General features: G+C 71.5%; 20 protein-coding genes. 4 read left to right on the top strand and 16 right to left on the bottom strand.

Annotation, left to right across the window (positions count from 1 at the left end; genetic code table 11):
• Positions 1–202: 202 nt before the first annotated feature.
• Together AN215_RS26065 and AN215_RS26060 are read right to left on the bottom strand one after the other, a co-directional pair.
• A complete protein-coding gene (locus AN215_RS26065; protein ID WP_028435389.1) occupies positions 203–415 on the bottom strand; it encodes a hypothetical protein in 213 nt (70 codons plus the stop codon).
• Between the two features lie 304 nt (positions 416–719).
• The gene (locus tag AN215_RS26060; protein WP_171904284.1) at positions 720–983 is read right to left on the bottom strand and encodes an acylphosphatase; all 264 of its coding nucleotides are present in this window, start codon (positions 981–983) and stop codon (positions 720–722) included.
• Between the two features lie 347 nt (positions 984–1,330).
• On the opposite strand from AN215_RS26060, the gene AN215_RS26055 reads away from it, so the two are divergent.
• Positions 1,331–2,131, top strand: a complete 801-nt coding sequence (locus AN215_RS26055; RefSeq protein ID WP_245694723.1) for a CAP domain-containing protein — start codon at positions 1,331–1,333, stop codon at positions 2,129–2,131.
• 165 nt (positions 2,132–2,296) lie between these two features.
• Here the strand turns inward: AN215_RS26055 and mutM are convergent, their stop codons facing one another.
• From mutM to AN215_RS26010, 9 genes are all read right to left on the bottom strand, one after another.
• On the bottom strand, positions 2,297–3,229 hold the full coding sequence (mutM, locus tag AN215_RS26050) for a bifunctional DNA-formamidopyrimidine glycosylase/DNA-(apurinic or apyrimidinic site) lyase (RefSeq protein WP_070010734.1): 933 nt from the start codon (positions 3,227–3,229) through the stop codon (positions 2,297–2,299).
• Positions 3,230–3,296: 67 nt separating this feature from the next.
• Positions 3,297–4,133 (bottom strand): ribonuclease III, encoded by an 837-nt coding sequence (gene rnc, locus AN215_RS26045; protein WP_070010735.1) that lies wholly within the window; start codon positions 4,131–4,133, stop codon positions 3,297–3,299.
• A 19-nt stretch (positions 4,134–4,152) separates the two neighbouring features.
• Complete coding sequence (gene rpmF / locus AN215_RS26040; protein WP_028433405.1) at positions 4,153–4,326, bottom strand: 50S ribosomal protein L32; 174 nt, start codon at positions 4,324–4,326, stop codon at positions 4,153–4,155.
• A 2-nt stretch (positions 4,327–4,328) separates the two neighbouring features.
• A complete protein-coding gene (locus tag AN215_RS26035; protein WP_245694721.1) occupies positions 4,329–4,883 on the bottom strand; it encodes a YceD family protein in 555 nt (184 codons plus the stop codon).
• Positions 4,884–5,083: 200 nt separating this feature from the next.
• Positions 5,084–6,247, bottom strand: coding sequence for a F0F1 ATP synthase subunit B (locus AN215_RS26030; protein ID WP_070010737.1), 1,164 nt, complete (start codon positions 6,245–6,247; stop codon positions 5,084–5,086).
• A gap of 70 nt (positions 6,248–6,317) precedes the next feature.
• Entirely contained in the window at positions 6,318–6,797 is a 480-nt protein-coding gene (gene coaD / locus AN215_RS26025; RefSeq protein ID WP_070010738.1) for a pantetheine-phosphate adenylyltransferase, read from the bottom strand.
• 53 nt (positions 6,798–6,850) lie between these two features.
• Entirely contained in the window at positions 6,851–7,456 is a 606-nt protein-coding gene (rsmD, locus tag AN215_RS26020; RefSeq protein WP_070011324.1) for a 16S rRNA (guanine(966)-N(2))-methyltransferase RsmD, read from the bottom strand.
• 187 nt (positions 7,457–7,643) lie between these two features.
• Entirely contained in the window at positions 7,644–10,856 is a 3,213-nt protein-coding gene (locus tag AN215_RS26015) for a helicase-related protein (protein ID WP_070010739.1), read from the bottom strand.
• 118 nt (positions 10,857–10,974) lie between these two features.
• Positions 10,975–12,774 (bottom strand): DAK2 domain-containing protein, encoded by a 1,800-nt coding sequence (locus tag AN215_RS26010; protein ID WP_070031259.1) that lies wholly within the window; start codon positions 12,772–12,774, stop codon positions 10,975–10,977.
• A 351-nt stretch (positions 12,775–13,125) separates the two neighbouring features.
• On the opposite strand from AN215_RS26010, the gene rpmB reads away from it, so the two are divergent.
• Positions 13,126–13,311 carry a 50S ribosomal protein L28 gene (gene rpmB, locus AN215_RS26005; protein WP_028435377.1) on the top strand — a complete coding sequence of 62 codons (186 nt, stop codon included), beginning with the start codon at positions 13,126–13,128 and terminating at the stop codon, positions 13,309–13,311.
• A gap of 139 nt (positions 13,312–13,450) precedes the next feature.
• Here the strand turns inward: rpmB and thiD are convergent, their stop codons facing one another.
• Entirely contained in the window at positions 13,451–14,302 is an 852-nt protein-coding gene (gene thiD, locus AN215_RS26000; protein WP_070010741.1) for a bifunctional hydroxymethylpyrimidine kinase/phosphomethylpyrimidine kinase, read from the bottom strand.
• A 126-nt stretch (positions 14,303–14,428) separates the two neighbouring features.
• Positions 14,429–15,457 carry a thiamine-phosphate kinase gene (locus AN215_RS25995; protein WP_070010742.1) on the bottom strand — a complete coding sequence of 343 codons (1,029 nt, stop codon included), beginning with the start codon at positions 15,455–15,457 and terminating at the stop codon, positions 14,429–14,431.
• Between the two features lie 179 nt (positions 15,458–15,636).
• Between AN215_RS25995 and AN215_RS25990 the strand changes: the two genes are divergently transcribed.
• Positions 15,637–15,870 carry an Lrp/AsnC family transcriptional regulator gene (locus AN215_RS25990; protein WP_070010743.1) on the top strand — a complete coding sequence of 78 codons (234 nt, stop codon included), beginning with the start codon at positions 15,637–15,639 and terminating at the stop codon, positions 15,868–15,870.
• A gap of 20 nt (positions 15,871–15,890) precedes the next feature.
• Positions 15,891–16,385 (top strand): DUF3515 domain-containing protein, encoded by a 495-nt coding sequence (locus AN215_RS25985; protein WP_070010744.1) that lies wholly within the window; start codon positions 15,891–15,893, stop codon positions 16,383–16,385.
• Positions 16,386–16,432: 47 nt separating this feature from the next.
• On the opposite strand, the gene AN215_RS25980 is transcribed toward AN215_RS25985, so the two are convergent.
• The 3 genes from AN215_RS25980 to AN215_RS25970 all read right to left on the bottom strand — a co-directional run bounded on the left by AN215_RS25980 (position 16,433) and on the right by AN215_RS25970 (position 19,615).
• A complete protein-coding gene (locus AN215_RS25980; protein ID WP_070010745.1) occupies positions 16,433–17,569 on the bottom strand; it encodes a D-alanine--D-alanine ligase family protein in 1,137 nt (378 codons plus the stop codon).
• Between the two features lie 190 nt (positions 17,570–17,759).
• Entirely contained in the window at positions 17,760–18,761 is a 1,002-nt protein-coding gene (locus AN215_RS25975) for an NAD(P)H-dependent glycerol-3-phosphate dehydrogenase (protein WP_070010746.1), read from the bottom strand.
• Positions 18,758–19,615, bottom strand: a complete 858-nt coding sequence (locus tag AN215_RS25970; RefSeq protein WP_070010747.1) for a lysophospholipid acyltransferase family protein — start codon at positions 19,613–19,615, stop codon at positions 18,758–18,760. Before AN215_RS25970 ends, AN215_RS25975 begins: the two co-directional genes overlap by 4 nt.
• Between the last annotated feature and the right edge of the window lie 119 nt (positions 19,616–19,734).

Below are 19,734 nucleotides of genomic sequence, written 5' to 3'. Positions count from 1 at the left end.
CGTTCCTCATCGGTTTCACCGGGTGAGGCGGGGGGCACATCAGTCGGTAAGCGCAGCGCCCGACGTCCCACGACCACCCGTTCCACACGATGTGGTGGAGGAAGAGCCCACTCCGGAAACAACGAAGGGACGCCGAAGCGTCCCTCGCGGAATTGATGAGAGCGGCAGGCTGTACGCCGGACCCGTCCCGGAACGGGTCGAGTCAGGTCAACGCAGGCTCTGCCTGGTGTACGTCGATGTCGATCCCTTCGAGCATCGAGTCCTGATGCCGTGCGGCAGCCGACAGAGCGTCGTTCTCGGCCTGCATCCGTACGAGTTCGGATTCCAGGTCCTGGACACGCTGCTGCAGCCGTCGCATCTCGGCGAGGACTCGGGGGTCGGAGCCGCCGACGTAACCGAGAAGCGCCTTTGCCATGATGGATGGTCCTCCACACTGAGTGACCAACCCGAGTGGTGGTTGGTCGTGAGGGAAAAAATCGCGCCCGCTGTACCACTTCTGAACTTGTTTTTCCGGAGCAATCAGTCCGGTTGCGGGGGACTTCAAGCTTCTCACCAAAAGGTTTGACGGTCAACACGATCACGCCCCGCGGCCCTGGGCGGCCCTGGCTCGACGGCGTTCGATCGCCGGAGGCGGCGGCCCGCGGGGGGCGTGAAGATCACTCTCAACCACTCGTTGCGGAAGCCTTGCATGGTCAGCCCCGAATGGCAACCGCTTTGGATCATCGAATGGCGAAGCCGGTGTAGCCTCCACGCGGCCTGTCCCAGATCTCCGTGACGCCTTCGACGTGCCCGGGCGTGTCGCCGGACCGCAGCCATTGGAGCAGTTGTTCGCACTCGGGCCGCGCTCCCTCGGCGACGACCTGGACGCGTCCGTCGCCGAGGTTCACGACGAAGCCCTCGACGCCTCCGATGCGCAGTGCCGCGGCTCGGGTGAACCAGCGGAAGCCGACTCCCTGGACCCGGCCGCGTACCCAAGCCGTCATGCGCACCGTAGTTACCGACGAGTCATTGTCACTCGGCTTCGTATTACCCGCAGTCATGGCCGCACGCTATCCGGACATTTCCTCGGTCGGCACATGCGCCCCGTCTGTCATGCCGTAAAGTCCCGCCCATCAAGCTTCACCCATTCGGACGAGGCTCCGAAGAGCCTGAGATGTGAGGACTTTCTGAGATGGGCCGTCACAGACGTGTTCCCCACGCTCCCGAGCCGGTCGTCACCTACGACTACGGTCCTCGGCAGCGCGGCGGCTCGCACCGCAGGCCGATGCCCCCGACCCCTCAGCGGGGCGGGTTCTCGGCACGGGCGGGACTTCTGGGAGCGTCCGCGGCGATGGCAATGGGTGCGGTGGCCGTCGCTTCCACAGTCCTCCCCCAGCCCGGTGGTGCCGCCGGCACGCAGTACAGCGACGTCCAGGCCGGCGGTCCTCCCGACCAGTCGTCGAAGCCCAACGTGCCCGCGCCCGAAGGCGGTTCGCAGGAACCCGGCGGTGACGGCGGCCCCGAGGGCGGCAACGTACCGCCCGACCCCTCGCGGCCCGGTGGCGGCCAGAACCAGGAACCGCCCTCCCAGCCGTCCGAGCCGGGCGGCGGCAACGACTCGCAGCAGCCTCCTGGCCAGGGCGGGAACGGAAACGGTCAGGGGAACGAGCAGGGCAGCGGCTCCGGATCGGGCAGTGGCTCCGGGTCGGGCGGCGGCTCGGGGTCCGGCTCGGGAGAGTCCGGCGGCGGCTCGGAGTCCGGTCCGGTGAGCGAGACCACCCAGAACGAGGCCGAGGTGCTGGCGCTCGTCAACGAGGAGCGCGCGGACGAGGGCTGCAAGCCCCTCAAGGCCAGCAAGCAACTCGCCGAGCTGGCCGGGGACTTCAGCCGGGACATGGCCATCGAGGGCTTCTTCAGCCACCTCGGCCCGGACGGCTCCAGCCCCTGGGACCGCGCCGAGGACCTCGGCATCCTCGACCTGGGCGGCGAGAACATCGCCCGCGGTCAGGAGGACCCCGAGTCCGTGGTGGACGACTGGATGCGCAGCCCCTCGCACAGGGCCAACATCCTCAACTGCGAGTACCGCACGATGGGCGTCGGCGAGTACATCGACGACGACGGCCCCTGGTGGACGCAGGACTTCGGCTACTGAGGTCTGCGCAGGTGAGAGCCCCGATACAGCCCCCGGGCAGTATCGGGGCCATATTCTTGCCAGTGCCGCGCTCTGGTCAGTCCTGCCTTGACGGCCGCTGACGCTCACCCGCGGACGGGCTCACCGCCCACGGCGGCGGGGCCGCACCTCTGCCGCTCTGCCGCTTCACTTTCCCGGTCGCCGGGAGACGTTCCGCGTCCCCGCCTTCCCCGGCGCCACGGGCACCGTGCGCCGGGGGCGCGGCGGTGGCTGGCATCTGGGGCAGTAGTAGCTGGAGCGGTTCATCCACGGGCGGCGGCGCATGGGTGTGCCGCAGCGCCGGCAGGGCTCGTCCTCACGCCCGTAGGCGTCGAGTGAGCGCTCGAAGTAGCCGGACTCCCCGTTGACGTTCACGTAGAGGCTGTCGAAACTCGTGCCGCCCGCGGCGAGCGCCGCGTTCATCACGTCCCGGATGTGGCCCAGGAGCTCCGTGGTGCGGGGGCGGGTCAGCGACGCCGTCGGACGCTCGTAGTGCAGCCGGGCCCGCCACAGGGCCTCGTCGGCGTAGATGTTGCCCACGCCGCTGATCAGCGACTGGTCGAGCAGCGCCCGCTTCACGGTCGTACGGCGGCGGCGCAGCGCCGTGTGGAATGCCCTCTCGTCGAACAGCGGGTCGAGCGGGTCGCGTGCGATGTGCGCGATGACGTCGGGCAGTGCGCCGGAGTCCGGCACGACGAGCTCGCGATGGAGCGACAGACCGCCGAAGGTGCGCTGGTCGACGAAGCGCAGCTCGCCACCCGCGGGGTCGGCGAAGGTGACGCGGATCCGCAGATGCCTCTCGTCCGGGGCGCCGGCGGGCTGGATGAGGAGCTGCCCGCTCATGCCGAGGTGGGCGAGTACGCAGACACCCGGGTCGTCGAGCGGCAGCCACAGGTACTTGCCGCGGCGCCGCGCGGGGCCGAAGCGGTGCCCGCGCAGCCTCGCCGCGAAATCCGCCGCGCCGGCCGTGTGCCGCCGTACCGCCCGGGGGTGGCGCACCTCGACGTCGGTGATCGCACGGCCGCTCGCCCAGCGCTCCAGGCCCCGGCGCACCACTTCCACCTCGGGCAGCTCGGGCACGCTTCTCCTCACATGGGCAGGGGCCGCGCGGAGCCCGTGCGGCGCGCAGGCTGAGCCCGCTGAGCCGTCAGACTCCCTGCGACGAGGCCCTGGCGCCGGAGGAGGCGTCCGGACCGGAACCGTCGGGCCCGGAAGAGGCCGCGGCGTCCGCCGCCTCACGGATCGCGCGCCAGGCCGTCTCCGCCGCCTGCTGTTCTGCTTCCTTCTTGCTGCGGCCGGTGCCGGTGCCGTACGCGACACCACCGACGCGGGCGGCAGCCGTGAAGATCTTCTCGTGGTCGGGGCCGGTCTCAGTGACCAGGTATTCCGGGACGCCCAGGCCCTCGGCGGCGGTGAGCTCCTGGAGGCTGGTCTTCCAGTCCAGGCCCGCGCCCAGGTTCGAGGACTGCTCGATCAGAGGATCGAAGAGCCGGTGGATGAGTTCACCCGCCGCCTCCAGACCCTTGTCGAGGTAGACCGCGCCGATCACGGCCTCCAGGGTGTCGGCCAGGATCGACGCCTTGTCCCGTCCGCCCGTGCCCTCCTCGCCCCGGCCGAGCCGGATGAAGGCCCCCAGGTCCAGGCCGCGCGCCACCTTGGCGAGGGCACGCGAGTTGACCACGGCGGCGCGCAGCTTCGCGAGCTGGCCCTCCGGGAGGTCGGGGTGCAGACGGTAGAGCGTGTCGGTGACGACCAGGCCGAGGACGGAGTCACCGAGGAACTCGAGGCGTTCGTTCGTGGGCAGACCGCCGTTCTCGTACGCGTACGAGCGGTGCGTCAGCGCACGCACCAGAAGGGCGGGCTCGAGTTCGTATCCGAGCCGCCCTTCCAGAACCGCGTGGGACGAGGCCTCATCCACCGCCGCTGCCGCCCGGTCGCCTCCGCCACGGTGGCCGGCGCCTCCGGGGATCGGGGTGTCCGACATGGAGCCTGTCACCAGCCGATCAGACCTCGAGGACCTGTCGCTTGTTGTAGGTGCCGCAGTTGGGGCACGCGATGTGCTGCTGCTTGGGCTCCTGGCAGCGCTCGCACTTCACCAGGGTGGGGACCGCAGCCTTCCACTGCGACCGGCGGTGGCGCGTGTTGCTGCGCGACATCTTCCGCTTCGGAACAGCCACGGCTACTTCTCCTGTGAGTCATCCCCGGCTACGCGGGGAGCGTCCTTCTCGCCGTCCTTCATGGTTTCGGCGAGTCCCTGCAGTGCCGCCCAACGGATGTCGACGGCGTCTTCGTGATCATGCTCCGGGTCGTCCGCCAGACGTGCGCCGCATGTGGCACACAGCCCGGGGCAGTCTTCCCGGCACACCGGCTGCAGCGGCAGTGACAGCACCACCGCGTCCCGCAGCACGGGTTCGAGGTCGAAATGGTCGCCCTCGATGGAGAAGGTCTCCTCCTCCTCGGCGTCGTCGCCGGCTTCCGCGCTGGGGCGGCTCCGGTCGTCGGCGTCGGGGTAGGAGAACAACTCCTGGAAATCCGCCACGCATTCCTGCTCAAGCGGCTCCAGACACCTTACGCACTCCCCCTTGAGCGGTGCACGGGCGGTGCCCGTGACGAGCACACCCTCCATGACCGACTCCAGGCGGAGTTCGAGCTCGATCTCGGCGCCGTCAGGCACCCCGAGGACCTCGACTCCGAGGTCGCCGGGAGACTTCACCGTGCGGGACAGCTCCTTCATCGCGCCAGGCCGCCGCCCCAGCTCCCGTGTGTCGAACACGAGGGGGGCTCGGGGGTCGAGGCGGGCGTTCAGGGCTTCCTGCTTTCTACGGTGCGGCGCCGTCCGGCTGTGAAATCCGGACAGCAGTCATCGCCATGTGCGCGTGACCGAAGAGCCAGGATACTGGACCGTTCCGCAGCGGCCCAATCGAGTCCCGGCCGCTAACGGCCGCCCTGGCCGTAGCCCTGGCCGTAGGGGTCGCCGTGACCCTGCCCGTGGCCTTGCCCGTGCTGCCGGCCGTGGCGGGCCTCGTACTCACGGACCTGGTCCAGGTCGATCATGCTCGTGTCGAAGAAGCTGGTCTCGTCGAGCTGGGGCTGCTGCGGCTGCATGCCCGGGTGGGCCTGGGGGTGACCCGCGTAGGGCTGGTTCTGCTGCGGCTGTGCCTGCTGCGCGTAGTACGGGTCGGGCTGCTGTCCGTAGTAGGCGTACTGCTGCTGGTAGGCGTAGGCGTCCTGACCGCCGTAGTACGCCTCTTGCTGGGCATGGGCGGCATACGGGTCGGCGCCGGCAGCCGCGACCGGCTCATAACCTGGCTGCGCGGGGGCCACCGGGGCGGCCGGGGCGGGCCGGCTCCCGGCCGGGCTCTGGCCCTGATTCAGCGCGGCCAGGTCGGCCATGTAGTCGGCGTCGCTGGTGTGCACACCCTGCTCGGCCGCGTCCTGGGCCGCCATGTGGGCGCCGAGATCGTCGGAGGGGGCGTGGCCCAGCAGTTTGGAGCGGCCCCTGCCGACGGCCTCCAGCGTCTTGGAGAGCACCGCCGAGACCGAACCGAGCCTGGCGTCCACGTAGTTGTCGGCGCGTTCCCTCAACTCACGCGGGTCGGTGGAACGTTCGGGGGCGTCCTCGGCGTACTCCTCGTTCCACTCCTCCGAACCCGGGCCGCTGCCGAGAAGCTTCTCGCGGCCGCGCTCGACGGAGCCGATGGTCTTGCTGAGTACGACCTCGAAGTTGGCGAGCTTGCTGTCGACGTAGTCGTCCGCCTCGGCTCGGATCTCCGCGGCCTCCTGACGGGCCTGGGCCAGCACCTGCTCGGCCTCGGCCTGCGCCTGGCGGACGACCTCCGTGCCCGAGACCAGCGAACCGCGCTCCGCGTGCCCGGATTCGATGATCCGCTGGGCCTCTGCCTGGGCCTCGGCGACCATCTGCTCACGGCCGCCGATCAGTTGCTCGGCCTGCGCGAGCGATCCGGGCAGTGCCTGGCGCACTTCTTCGAGCATGGCGAGCAGTTCGGCCCGGTTCACCACGCACGAGGCCGACATGGGCATCGCGCGAGCGCTGTCCACGGCCGTCACGATCTCGTCGAGTTTCTGCTGAACGTCCACGGAAGCGACTGTACGGCCAGCGGCACTCAACCCGACAGCGGATGCCCCGACTCGGCACCCGCCGGGCCGCTCACGGCTTTGCGAGCCGTGTCGCCAGCGCGCGCTGAACCGGCTCGGGGACCAGGTGGGAGACGTCGCCGCCCCAGGTGGCGACCTCCTTGACCAGGCTGGAGGAGAGGAAGCTGTAGGTGGGATTGGTCGGTACGAAGAGCGTCTCGACGCCGGAGAGGCCGTTGTTCATCTGGGCCATCTGCAGCTCGTAGTCGAAGTCCGAGACCGCGCGGAGCCCTTTGACGATGGCCGGGATGTCGCGGTCCTTGCAGAAGTCGACGAGGAGCCCGTGGAAGGCCTCCACACGTACGTTGCCGAAGGCGGCGGTGACTTCATGGATGAGGTCGATGCGCTCCTCGACGGAGAAGAGGCCCTGCTTCGACTTGTTGATCATCACGGCCACGTAGACCGAGTCGTAGAGCTTGGAGGCGCGGGCGATGATGTCGAGGTGTCCGTTGGTGACGGGGTCGAAGGACCCCGGACAGACTGCGCGACGCACTGGTGGTTCCTCGCTCTCCGGACGATGGGGGGTCTGTGGGGTGTCCGCGGGGTTCAGCATGGTGTGGGGGCGTCCTCGCTCGCGGCGGCGCGACCGTACCAGAGCGTGCCCTCGCCGTAGCGCCTGGACCGGAGGGCCTCGTAGCCCCCGGGCCAGCGGAACCGTCCGCCACGCGTGCTGCGCTCCACGGTGACGAGCGCTTCGCCGGCCAGCCAGAGCCCGGAGCGGAGTGTGAGCAGGATCTCCCGCACGCTGTCGTCGGTCACGGCGTACGGGGGGTCGAGGAAGACGAGGTCGAACGGGGCGCCGGGCGGCGGCCCCGTGACGGTCTGTTCGGCCTTCGCGTGGCGCACCTCGGCGCCGGTGAGGCCGAGCGCCCGTACGTTCTGCCTGATGGTGCGGGCGGCACGGGCGTCCGATTCCACGAGGAGCACGTGCGCGGCGCCGCGGGAGAGCGCTTCGAGACCGACCGCACCGGAGCCCCCGTACAGGTCGAGGACGCGTCTGCCGTGCCAGGCGGCGGTGCCGGAGGCGCCCAACTGGGCCTCCCAGCTGGAGAACATCCCCTCACGCGCACGGTCGGACGTCGGGCGCGTGCCCTGGCCCGGCGGCACGGTCAGCCGCCGGCCGCCGACGGCTCCTGCGATCACGCGGGTCATCGTGGGGTCGTCCTTCGCTCTCTCGTGCGGTGTGGCCGGGACCGGCTCCGGGCCCGCCGTCGCAACCGAGGATCCCACGGCGCCGCGGCGCACGCCCGCCTCCGGGCGGGGGCGGACCGATGCGGGAGGAGGCTCGGGCAGCCCTCGCCGCTGCCCGCCCGCCTCCCGGTCGGCCCGGTCCGCCCGGTCAGCCCTTGTCGAGGTAGTCCTCGCGCTCCTCGTCCAGCAGGGCGGCCAGTGCCGTACGCAGCTCCGGCAGCCGCTCCAGCTCCGGATCCTCGGCGACGACGGCGTTCGCCGCCTGCCGCGCGGCCTCGATGACCTCCTCGTCCTCGATCACGGTCAGCATCCGCAGCGAGGTGCGGACACCCGACTGCGCCTGCCCGAGAACATCGCCCTCGCGGCGCTGCTCCAGGTCGATGCGGGAGAGCTCGAAGCCGTCCAGGGTGCCCGCGACGGCCTCCAGACGGGCGCGGGCCGGGCCCGCCTCGGGCGCCTCGGTGACCAGCAGGCACAGGCCCGCGGCCGCTCCCCGGCCGACCCGGCCGCGGAGCTGGTGGAGCTGGGAGACGCCGAAGCGGTCGGCGTCCATGATGACCATGACGGTGGCGTTGGGCACGTCGACGCCGACCTCGATGACGGTGGTCGCGACCAGCACGTCGACCTCGCCCGCGGCGAAGCGGCGCATCACCTCGTCCTTGGCGTCGGGCTGCATCCGGCCGTGCAGGGCCTCCACGCGCAGCCCTTCCAGCGGGCCTTCGCGCAGCAGCGCCACTGTGTCGAGGACGGATACGGGCGGCCGCCTCTCGTCCTCCTCGCCGCCGTCCGCCTCGCCGCCCGCCGCCTCTTCCTCGGCGCGGACCTTCTTCTTCGCCGGCTTGCCGCCGGACTTCCCCGCTGTCTGCTCCTCCTCGTCGCCGATGCGCGGGCAGACGACGTACGTCTGGTGCCCGGCCTCCGTCTCCTCCCGTACGCGCTCCCACGTACGGGCGAGGAAGTGCGGCTTGTCCCTGGCGGGCACGAGGTGGCTGGCGATGGGCGAGCGGCCGGCCGGGAGCTGGTCCAGGACGGAGGTCTCCAGATCGCCGAAGACGGTCATGGCGACCGTGCGGGGAATGGGCGTGGCCGTCATCACCAGCAGGTGCGGCGGCTGAACTCCCTTGGAACGCAAGGCGTCACGCTGTTCGACGCCGAAGCGGTGCTGCTCGTCGACGACGACCAGACCCAGGTCGTGGAAGCGGACCTTGTCCTCGATCAGCGCGTGCGTGCCGATGACGATGCCGGCTTCACCCGTGGCCAGATCGAGCAGCGCCCGGCGGCGTGCGGCCGCTCCCATGGAACCGGTGAGCAGCACGACCTTCGTGGCCTGTTCGGCTCCTCCGAGCATGCCGCCCTCGGCCAGCTCGCCCATGAGGCCCGTGACGGAGCGGTGGTGCTGCTGGGCGAGTACCTCGGTGGGTGCGAGCAGCGCTGCCTGGCCGCCGCTGTCGACGACGGTCAGCATGGCGCGGGTGGCCACCATGGTGTTGTGCGTGACCGTGAAGTTGTCCGTGACGTAGGCACGGCCGGGGTGGCGGACGCTGATGCACTGCACCGGCCTGCGCCCGGCCGGCTCCGCGGATCGTACGGAACGGCGCAGCGACTCGGGGTCCGTCTCCTGTACGGAGGTACGGGCGAGGGTGCGTTCCGAGCGGAAGGGGCTGTGCTCCGGAGGCAGCAGCAGCGTGACGGCAGATTGGGCCGGCTCGGCCGGCTCCGCGTCCGCGTCGGCCTCTTGCCTGCCCTCTTGCCTGCCCTCTTGCCGGTCCTGCCGGCCCTGTTGCCGGTGCTGTTCCTGTTCGTGTCCCTTCTCCGGGGTGATGCGCGCGTGCCCGCCGAGCGAACGCACCAGCCACGCCACGTCCTCGACCAGCGCACGGGACGGGGAGCGGAGGACGACACCGGGCGGCCCGCCGGGCGCCTGGGCGCCGCCGCCCGGATCGTCGGCCGCCGCGTCGAGGATTCCCTGGAGCAGCGCGAGCCGGTTCTTGACCGAATCCACCTTGCACACCTGCGGTACCGGGCCGTGTGCGCCGCGACGCCCGAGCTCCAGGCCCATCGCGTACGGATCGGCCACGCCCTGCGCCGGGGCGCCGAGATCCACCGGCACCGCCTGCGGCAGATACCAGTTCGGCGAACCGGCGGGCGACATCAGGTCGTTCCTGATCTCCCGCGTGGTCAGCACCCTCGGGCGCTCGCCACGCCGCCACGCCTCCGCGGTGCCGACCAGCCACAGATGCTCGTCGTCGCACTCGACGGTGCTGCCGTCGGACAGCGTCAACCGCCATACCTCGCGCTCTCCTTGGGGAAAGACACCTTCGACGGGCGCCGGCTCTCCGGAGGGCGTGACCACCTCGTCCCCGAGCCCGATCTCCCGCATCTCGCGGAAGCCGTCCGGCGTCAGCACGAGAGCGTCCAGCGGCTGGGCCTTGCCGGAACCGACTTCGCCCTGCAGAAGGCGGTGCATGGGATGTTCGGCGGCGAGGTCGGCGAAGATCTCTCCGCTGACGTGGCGCTGCCCGTCGGTGAGGGTGAAGGGCAGCTTCGCGTCGAAGGCGTCCAGGAGGCCGCCCTCCACGGGAACGCGCGGCGCGGCGGGAAGCTGGGCCTCCGCCACCCTGCGCCGCGCGAGGGCGACCTGGAGGATGAACGCCTCGTCCCACTTCAGCCTGTCCCGTGCGGCGGCGACGTCCGCCTTCGTACGCGGCCTGTGCACCTTCTCGAACGCGTCGGGCAGCGGGATCAGCCGCCGCTCCTCGCGGATCGCCGACGGGAGGGGGTCGGCGAGCCCGTCCCAGCCTGTGGCCTCCATCGAAGCGAGCACCGTCCCCACCGACTTGGCGATCTTCCACGACGCCATCTGGGCCACGGCCGGATAGATCGGCATCAGCCTGTTCGCGAACGCGTCGACGTCCTCGCTGCCGCTGTCCGTCCCGAGCTTCTCGTACTGCGGATGCGACAGCTGCAGGCGGCCGTTGAAGACGCCGACCTTGCCGGCGAACATCGCCCGCGTGCCGGGCTGCAGGTCCCGCTGCGGCTGGAAGATGCCTCGCCCGAAGAAGACCAGCTGCAACTGGCCGCTGCCGTCGGTCAGGACGATCTCGAGCCGCTGGCCCCTGCCCCGGTTGAAGGTGTGCACCTTCGACTTGGCGACCTGCGCGACGACGGTCACATGCTCGTCCAGCGGCAGGTCGGCGAGGCGCGTGAGCTGGCCGCGCTCCTCGTAACGGCGGGGGTAGTGATGGAGGAGGTCACCGGCCGTGTGCAGGCCCAGGTGTTCGGCCAGGACCTTCGCGGTGCTGCCGCCCAGGTGCTTCTTCAGGGAATCGTCGAGCGCGGACACGCCCCCATTGCACACCATGACGGTGACAGGCCGCGGCAACCGGACGGACCGGTACGGGACCAGAGCCAGGGTCAGGGTCGGCGCCGGGATCAGGGGTTGAGGGCGAGGGCCCTTTGAGGCCGTCGGTGCGAGGGCCTCACTCGACGCCGATCAGCAGCACCGAGGAGTGCTGCCGGCCTTCGTAGACCACCGTGTCCACGGCGAGATGACCGCTGCGCACCTGCTCCTCCAGCCGCTCCGTCAGCCCCTGCGGCGCGTGTTCGCCGACGATCAGCGTGACCATCTCCCCTCCGGCCGCGAGCATCCGCTCCAGCACCTCGGCTGCCGTCCCGGCGACGTCGCGGCCGATCACGACCACGTCGTCCTCCACGAGACCGAGCACGTCGCCGCCCTCGCAGACGCCGGCCATGGTCCAGAACGGGCGGTCGGCGACGGTCACTTCGCCGTAGCGGGTGGCGCCGGCGGCATTGGTCATCGCGACGACGTCGTCGTCGAAACGGCGCTCCGGATCGTGTACGGCGAGGGCGGCGACGCCCTGCACGGCGGCGCGGGTCGGTACGACCGCGACGCGCAGCCCGGGTACGCCGTCCCGCGCCGCGTCGGCGGCGCGGGACGCCGAGGCGTGCAGATCCACGTCGTTGGGGAGCAGCACGACCTCCGCCGCGCCGGTCGCCCGTACGGCCGCGCCGAGGGACTCCCCGTCCGGGCCGTCGAGTGCCTCCTTGGCCCGTACGACCAGAGCACCGGCGTCCTCGCACAGACCCGCCAGGCCGTCCCCGTGCACGACGGCGACGACGGCGCGGCCGCCCGCAGCGACGCCGGGAGCCGGGTCCGGAACAGCGGGAGCCTCGGCCTGGGTCTGTGCCTGTGCCTGCGCCTGCGCAGCAGGCTCGGCCGAAGCCCCGCCCGGGGCACCGGCCGTGTCCGGGGCACAGGGCTCGCCCGTCTCCCCCTGCGTGAGGTGGGTGATGCGGATGCGGTGCGGGCGTCCCGCGCCGACACCGGCCTCCACCGCGGCGCCCGCGTCGTCGACGTGCACGTGCACGCTCCACAAGCCGTCGCCGCCGCCGACGACGAGCGAGTCGCCCAGGCCGTCCAGGCGTTCGCGCAGGCCCGCCATGGCGGTGTCGTCGGCGTCGAGCAGATACATGACCTCGTACGCGCCGCCACCCCCGCCGGACGGACCGGACGGACCGGGCGCTCCCGCCGAACTGCCGCTGCCGCCCCCGCTGTTCGGCACCGGGTACGGACGGCGCATGCGCGAGGCGGCCTCCGGGACCGGCTCCCCTAGGGCGTCCGCCAGCGCCCCGAGCACGGCGACCAGGCCGCTGCCGCCGGCGTCGACGACCCCGGCGCGGCGCAGCACGTCGAGCTGTCCGGTCGTCTCGGTCAGCGCCTCGCGGGAGCGCTCGTGCGCGGCACGGGCGACCTCCGGCGCGCCCGCGTGCGGCTCGTCGGCGGCTGCGCGCCCGGCGGCCTCGGCCGCCGCCCTGGCGACGCTGAGCACCGTCCCCTCGACGGGGTGCGCGACGGCCTCGTACGCGGACTCGGCGGCGCGCCCCAGCGCGTCCGCCAACAGCCGCCCGGCGCCGGGGACTTCGGCCTCCCCGCGCGCTCCGGCGGACTCGGCCGCCGCGTACGTCTCGGCCATGCCCCGCAGCAGCTGCGCCAGGATCGTGCCGGAGTTGCCGCACGCGCCGAGCAGGGCGCCCCGCGCCAGCGCGCGGAGTGCCGGTGCCGCGGGGGCGTCGCCGTCCCATTCGGCGTCGAGGGCCTGCGCGGCGGCGTCCAGGGTGCGCTGGAGGTTGGTGCCGGTGTCGCCGTCGGCCACCGGGAAGACGTTGATCGCGTCGATCTCCTCGCGCCCTTCGCCGACGGCCTCCAGGGCGAGCGCGATCCATGCCCGTACCACGGTGGAGTCGAACGGCTGCGGCACGTGAGGACCTCCGGTCTGGTTGTGGTCTTGTCCGACTACGAAGGAATGCGGCTTCGAAGGCTAGTGCCGCGACCGGAAAGGTCCACCGGCCGGTCTTCGCCGCCACAGCACCAGATCAGAGCACCGGCAGCGTGCGGAGGGGAACCCGGCTGCGGAGCCGGGTCCGAGGGCTCCCCCCGCCGCCGGGCAGGCGCCAAGGGCTGGTTTCGCTGTTCATGAGCAGGCGTTGTATGCTGCTCCGGTTGCCTGATGAGTATCGGGCGTCAATACCTCCCTGGCAGTGCCGGTCGATCACTGTGCCTGCGTCGCCGGGATTTTCCGTACATGCATCTGAAGTCTTTGGAGTGACCCGTGGCTGCCAACTGCGACGTCTGCGGCAAGGGGCCGGGCTTCGGCAACAGCATCTCCCACTCGCACCGCCGCACCCCGCGCCGCTGGAACCCGAACATCCAGCGCGTGCGTGCAGTGGTCAACGGGACGCCGAAGCGCCTCAACGCCTGCACCTCGTGCATCAAGGCCGGCAAGGTCTCGCGCTGACGCTCCCCCGACTGGGCCTGCCGGCCCGGGAGGGTCGCAGCCGCGCGGCCACCTAGCTGGTTGCTGAAGAAGCCGGTCCGTCGTGACGACGGGCCGGCTTCACGCATGCCGGCCCCGGCCGCCCCCGGACCGCGCTGTCTCAGACCGCACCGCCCCGCCCCTCGCGCAGCCGCCAGCCGTGGTCCACGGGCCCCAGACCCGCCCCGAGCGGGAATCCCGCGGCGATCGCCCCCGTGACGTACTCCTTGGCCGACCTGGCCGCCTCGGGCACCGTCAGGCCGCGGGCCAGCTCCGCCGCGAGGGCGCTCGCGAGGGTGCAGCCCGTGCCGTGGGTGTGCCGGTTGTCGTAGCGGGAGGCCCGCAGCCAGTGCTCCTCGTGGCCGTCCGTGAGCAGGTCGACGGCTTCGGCGCCCGCACCGCCCTCCGCACCACCGGCAAGATGGCCGCCCTTGATCAGCGCCCAGCGCGGCCCGTACGAGAGGACGGCCGCGGCGGCCTCCCGCAGCCCCGCCTCGTCGGTGACGCGTACGCCGGTCAGCTGGGCCACTTCGTCGAGGTTCGGGGTGGCGACGGTCGCGACCGGCAGCAGCTTGGTGCGTACGGAGTCCAGCGCCTCCTGAGCGAGCAGCGAGTCGCCGTGCTTGGAGACGCCCACCGGGTCGACGACGACGGGCTCGGTCAGCCCGTCGAGGAGCCCGGCCACCGTCTCGACGAGTTCGGCCGAGGCCAGCATCCCCGTCTTGGCGGCCTGGATGCCGATGTCGTCGACGACACTGCGGAACTGGGCGCGCACCGCCTCGGCCGGCAGTTCCCAGTAGCCCTGCACGCCAAGGGAGTTCTGCGCGGTCACGGCTGCGACGACGCTCATCCCGTGGGTGCCGAGCGCCAGCATCGTCTTCAGGTCGGCCTGGATGCCCGCGCCGCCTCCCGAGTCGGAGCCTGCGACGGTCAGCACACGGGGCGGCGCGGGTCGCGCGGCGGTCGTCTCCATGCACACAAACGTATCCGGGCGTCCGGTCGTGCACGAGGGCCGCATCCGGGGACCACGGCTCGCCTGCCGAACCGCCGTGACCGCACGGCCCCGGTCCGGCGCCTCGCGGCCCGTCGGCGTCCGCCCTCAGTCCCCGTCCCCGCCCCGTCCGCCGGGGCCTCCGCTGCCGAAGTGGTCCCAGCCGCCCGGCCGCTCCCACGGTGCGCCGTCCACGGTCACCTGGGGCTGCGCGGCGGGTGCGAGCACCTCGCCGATCTTGCGCCAGCGCGCGGGAAGCTTCGCGGCGGAAGGGAACGTCGCCACGAGAGCGTGGTCCTCGCCGCCCGTGAGCACCCAGTGCAACGGATCGACGCCCACCGCCTTGCCGATGTCCGACATCTGCGCCGGCACGTCGAGATCCGCGGAGCGCAGGTCGATCCGGACCTTGCTGGCCTCCGCGACGTGCCCCAGGTCGGCCACCAGCCCGTCGCTGACGTCCGTCATCGCGGTCGCGCCGAGTTCCGCGGCCGCCGGACCCGCGTGGTACGGCGGTTCAGGCCGCCTGTGCGCCTCCACGAACGCGCGGGGCGAGCGGAAACCGCGCGAGAGCACGGCGTGACCCGCCGCGGACCAGCCGAGCCAGCCGGTGACGGCGACGGTGTCGCCGGGACGTGCGCCGAAGCGGGTGACCGGTTCCCTGTTGCGCAGATCGCCGAGGGCCGTGATGGAGACGGTGACCGTGTCGCCCCGTACGACGTCGCCGCCGACGACGGCCGCGGCGGCGACCTGCGCCTCGTCACGGATGCCGTCCATGAGCTCCGAGGGCCAGTTCGCGGGGAGTTCGGCGGGGACCACGAGCCCGAGCAGCAGGGAGGTCGGCACGGCCCCCATCGCCGCGATGTCCGCGAGGTTGACCGCGGCGGCCTTGCGGCCGACGTCGTACGCCGTGGACCAGTCGCGCCGGAAGTGCCGCCCCTCCAGCAGGATGTCGGTCGTCGCGACGACCCTGCGGTCCGGCGCGGCCACCACCGCGGCGTCGTCCCCCGGCCCGATGCGTACGGCGGGCGTGGTCGTCAGCCGGGACGTCAACTCCCGGATGAGGCCGAACTCTCCGAGCTCCCCGACGGTGCCGGGCGTCCGCGGCCGGCCCCCGCGGTACTCCCCGCTCAGATGCATCGCTGCGCCCTTTCGCCTGTCTCCCTCTGCCCGCCTCGTGCCCCGCCGCTCCTCCGCGAAGACGGTGGCGTCAATCCTCCGTCACCGGCTGTGCTGGGGGTCTCCCGCGCGGTAGCGGCCACGCGGTACCGTGGCGATCCCTCTCCTCCCATGATCCTCGTAGCCGCCCTGGAGGTTCCGTGGTACAGGCGTACATCCTGATCCAGACCGAGGTCGGGAAGGCATCGACCGTCGCCGACGTCATCGCGAAGCTCCCGGGCATTCTGCACGCGGAGGACGTGACGGGTCCGTACGACGTGATCGTGCGCGCGCAGTCCGACAGCGTCGACGACCTCGGACGCATGGTCGTCGCCAAGATCCAGCAAGTGGACGGCATCACCCGGACCCTGACCTGTCCGATCGTTCATCTCTAGCTCCCCCGTATGCTCCCCCGGTGAGCACTTCCCTCCGCCGGGCGTCCTGCGCCGTCGCCGTCACCGTCGTGGCAGCCGCCGGCTGCACGGGCGCGGACGACAGCGGCCCGGCGGTGCCCAGCCCCTCCGGCAAGGCCGCCGAGACGTGCCGGTCGCTGAGCGACCGGCTGCCGAAGCGTGTGGACGGGAAGCAGCGGATCACGCTCGATCCCGCCTCGAAGTACACCGCGGCGTGGGGCGATCCGGCCATCGAACTGCGCTGTGGTGTGCCGCGCCCCGAGAAGCTCTCGCCCGGTAGTGAACATTACAACCCCACGGCGGAGGCGGCGGAAGTCAACGGGGTCTCCTGGCTGCTCGAACAGCGCGAGGGCGGCTACCGCTTCACCACCACGGGCCGTGCCGCGAACGTCGAGTTGACCGTCCCCGACGACTACGCACCGGAGATCAACGCGCTGACGGATCTCGCGAAGGCGATACGCACATCGGTGCCGGAGGCAGGCCCGGACCACCACTGAGGGGCGTCACCCCGTGACCGGCGCCCGCGGTACGGTCGTGCGGCTTTCTACCGCAGGCCCGTCTCGCGCGTCAGCGCGGCCTGGATGAGCCTGTCGACCAGCTCCGCGTAGCTGACGCCGCTCTTCTGCCACATCCGCGGGTACATGGAGATCGGCGTGAAGCCGGGCATCGTGTTGATCTCGTTGATCACGAACTCGCCGTCGTCGCTGAGGAAGAAGTCCGCACGTACGAGTCCCTCGCAGGAGGCCGCCTCGAAGGCCAGCACCGCCAGTTCCTGCACGCGGGCGGTCTGCTCGGGGCTGAGCGGCGCGGGCACGATTCCGGAGGCGGAGTCGATGTACTTGGCCTCGAAGTCGTAGAAGTCGTGCGCGCTCACGGGCGGGATCTCAGCGGGGACGCTGGCCCGCGGCCCGTCCTCGAACTCCAGCACACCGCACTCGATCTCACGTCCGCTCAGCAGCGATTCGACGATCACCTTCGGATCGTGGCGCTGTGCCTCGGCGACCGCCTCGTCCAGGCCGCCGATGTCGTCGACCTTCGTGATGCCCATCGAGGAGCCGCCGCGTGCGGGTTTGACGAAAAGCGGCCAGCCCTGATCGCCGGCGAGGTCCACGATGCGCTTGCGGGCCGCCCCCGGGTCCGTCCGCCACTCGCGGGGACGGATCGTCACGTACGGCCCTACCGGCAGCCCGAACGAGGCGAACACCCGCTTCATGTACTCCTTGTCCATGCCGACCGCCGACGCGAGCACGCCCGCGCCCACGTAGGGCACTCCGGACAGCTCCAGCAGCCCCTGCAGGGTGCCGTCCTCGCCGTACGGGCCGTGCAGGACGGGGAAGACGACGTCGACCTCGCCCAGCGCCTTGGGCACCGAGCCGGGTTCCTGGTACGTCACCTCGCGGTTTCCCGGTTCGAGGGGCAGCAGGACGCCGCCGGGCTGTGAGTCGGCCAGGTCCGCGACGCTCGGCAGCTTGCGGTTCTCGATCGCCATCCGCTCGGGTTCGTCGGCCGTGAGCGCCCAGTGGCCGTCGGAGGTGATGCCGATGGGCAGCACCTCGTACTTGTCGCGGTCGATCGCGCCGAGCACGGCACCGGCCGTGACGACGGAGATCGCGTGCTCGGAGCTTCGCCCGCCGAAGACGACGGCGACGCGGGGCTTGCGGGAGGGGCTCTGGCTGCTCATATCGCGTCGACTGTACCGTCTGGGCCCACACGCGTCAGGGTCCGCGGGGCGCCGCGTCGCCGCCGCGTCCCCGCCGCGCCGCGCCGCCCGGCGGGTGCGGGCCCTGGGGGCTCAACTGCCGGGCGTGGGCGGGGATTACACCGGCCTGCGGGGAGGCGCCGCGGGCACGCGGGGGAAGGGCCCGTACGCCTCAGACGCGTTCCGCCTTCGCGCTGCGGGACATCAGTTCCTTCAGCGCCACGAGCGGCGGCTTGCCGTCGTGGACGATGCCCACCACCGTCTCCGTGAGCGGCATCTCCACGCCGTGCACACGGGCCAGTTCACGTACGGACTCGCACGATTTGACACCTTCCGCGGTCTGCCGTGTGACCGCGATCGTCTCCTCCAGCGTCATGCCGCGGCCGAGGTTGGTGCCGAAGGTGTGGTTGCGGGAGAGCGGCGAGGAGCACGTGGCGACGAGGTCGCCCATGCCCGCGAGGCCCGCGAAGGTGTGCGCGTCGGCGCCCATCGCCAGGCCGAGACGCGTGGTTTCGGCGAGACCGCGGGTGATCAGGGACGCCTTGGCGTTGTCGCCGAGCTCCATGCCGTCGGCGATGCCCACCGCCAGCGCGATCACGTTCTTGACCGCACCGCCGAGTTCACAGCCGACGACGTCGGTGTTGGTGTACGGACGGAAGTACGGGGTGTGGCAGGCGGCCTGCAGCCGCTGAGCGACGGAGTCGTCCGTGCAGGCCACGACGGAGGCGGCCGGCTGCCGCGCTGCGATCTCCTTCGCCAGGTTGGGCCCGGTCAGCACGGCGACGCGCGAGCGGTCGACGGCGGCGACCTCCTCGATGACCTCGCTCATCCGCTTCGCGGTGCCGAGTTCGACGCCCTTCATGAGCGAGACGAGCACGGTACGCGGATGCAGCACCGGCGCCCATCCGGCCAGGTTGCCGCGCAGCGTCTGCGACGGTACGGCCAGCACCGTGAACTCGGCGCCGTCCGCCGCCTCCGCCGGGTCCGTGGTGGCACGTACCGCGGCGGGAAGAGCGACGCCCGGCAGGTAGTCCGGGTTCTCGCGACGGGTGTTGACCGCCTCGGCCAGCTCCGCTCTCCGGCCCCACAGGGTCACTTCGCAGCCCGCGTCGGCCAGCACCATCGCGAAGGCGGTGCCCCAGGAACCGGTGCCGAATACGGCGGCTTTCGTCACGCGTTCTCTCCCCCGGCGCCACCCGGGGGCGCCGTGTCCTGCTGTGCTCGTTCGGCTTGCTTCGTGCGTTCGGCATGCTCTGCCGGTCCGGTCTGCCGGTCGCTTCCGGTTTGTTGCTGCGGCGGGACCTCTTCCTGCTGCTGTTCGACAGCGCGGTGGTCGTAGCGCTCGGCGGGAGCGGGTTCGCCGCGGATGTCCGACAACTGCGCCGTGATCGCATCCATGATGCGGTCCGTGACCTGCCGGAGCACCGCCGCAGTGGGTTCCTGCCCGTAGAACTCCGAGAGATCGATGGGCGGTCCGGCCTGAACGGTCAGCGTCTTACGCGGGAAAAGCCGGATGTCGCCGCGTTTCGGGTAGGGCGGCACTGCGAGATTCGCGCCCCACTGCGCGACGGGAATGACGGGCGCCCGCGTTTCCAGCGCCACTCGCGCCGCACCGGTCTTGCCCTTCATCGGCCACATGCGCGGGTCACGGGTGAGGGTGCCCTCCGGGTAGAACGCGACGCATTCGCCCTTGTCGATGGCCTCGACGGCGGCGCGGAAGGCTCCTATGGCGTCCTTGGACTCACGGAAGACGGGGATCTGACCCGTACCGCGCATGGCCGCTCCGACGAACCCGCTCCTGAAGAGGCTCACTTTCGCAAGAAACCTCGGGACCCTGCCGGTGTTGTACTGGAAGTGGGCATAGGAAAGCGGGTCCACTGCGGAGTTGTGATTGACGACGGCGATAAATCCGTCCTTTTCCGGAATATGTTCCATTCCGCGCCAGTCCCGCTTGAAGAACACCAAGAGCGGCGGTTTACACAAAACCGCGGCAAGGCGGTACCAGAAGCCGATTCTGCGGCGGGACACCCGGACACCATCTCCTCTTGCCTGTTCGAACAGCCACGTGGGTCCCGGCGGGCGGCAGGGCACGGGCCTGCCGCGGAGGTGGGCGCGGGACCCTCGGCACGGCGGGCGTGGGCCTGACC

Origin of the sequence: Streptomyces abyssalis (genome assembly GCF_001751365.1) — a bacterium.
Taxonomy (GTDB): Bacteria; Actinomycetota; Actinomycetes; order Streptomycetales; family Streptomycetaceae; genus Streptomyces; species Streptomyces abyssalis.
The sequence above is the reverse complement of the archived record's forward strand: the minus strand, read 5'-3'. Positions and strand labels throughout refer to the sequence as shown.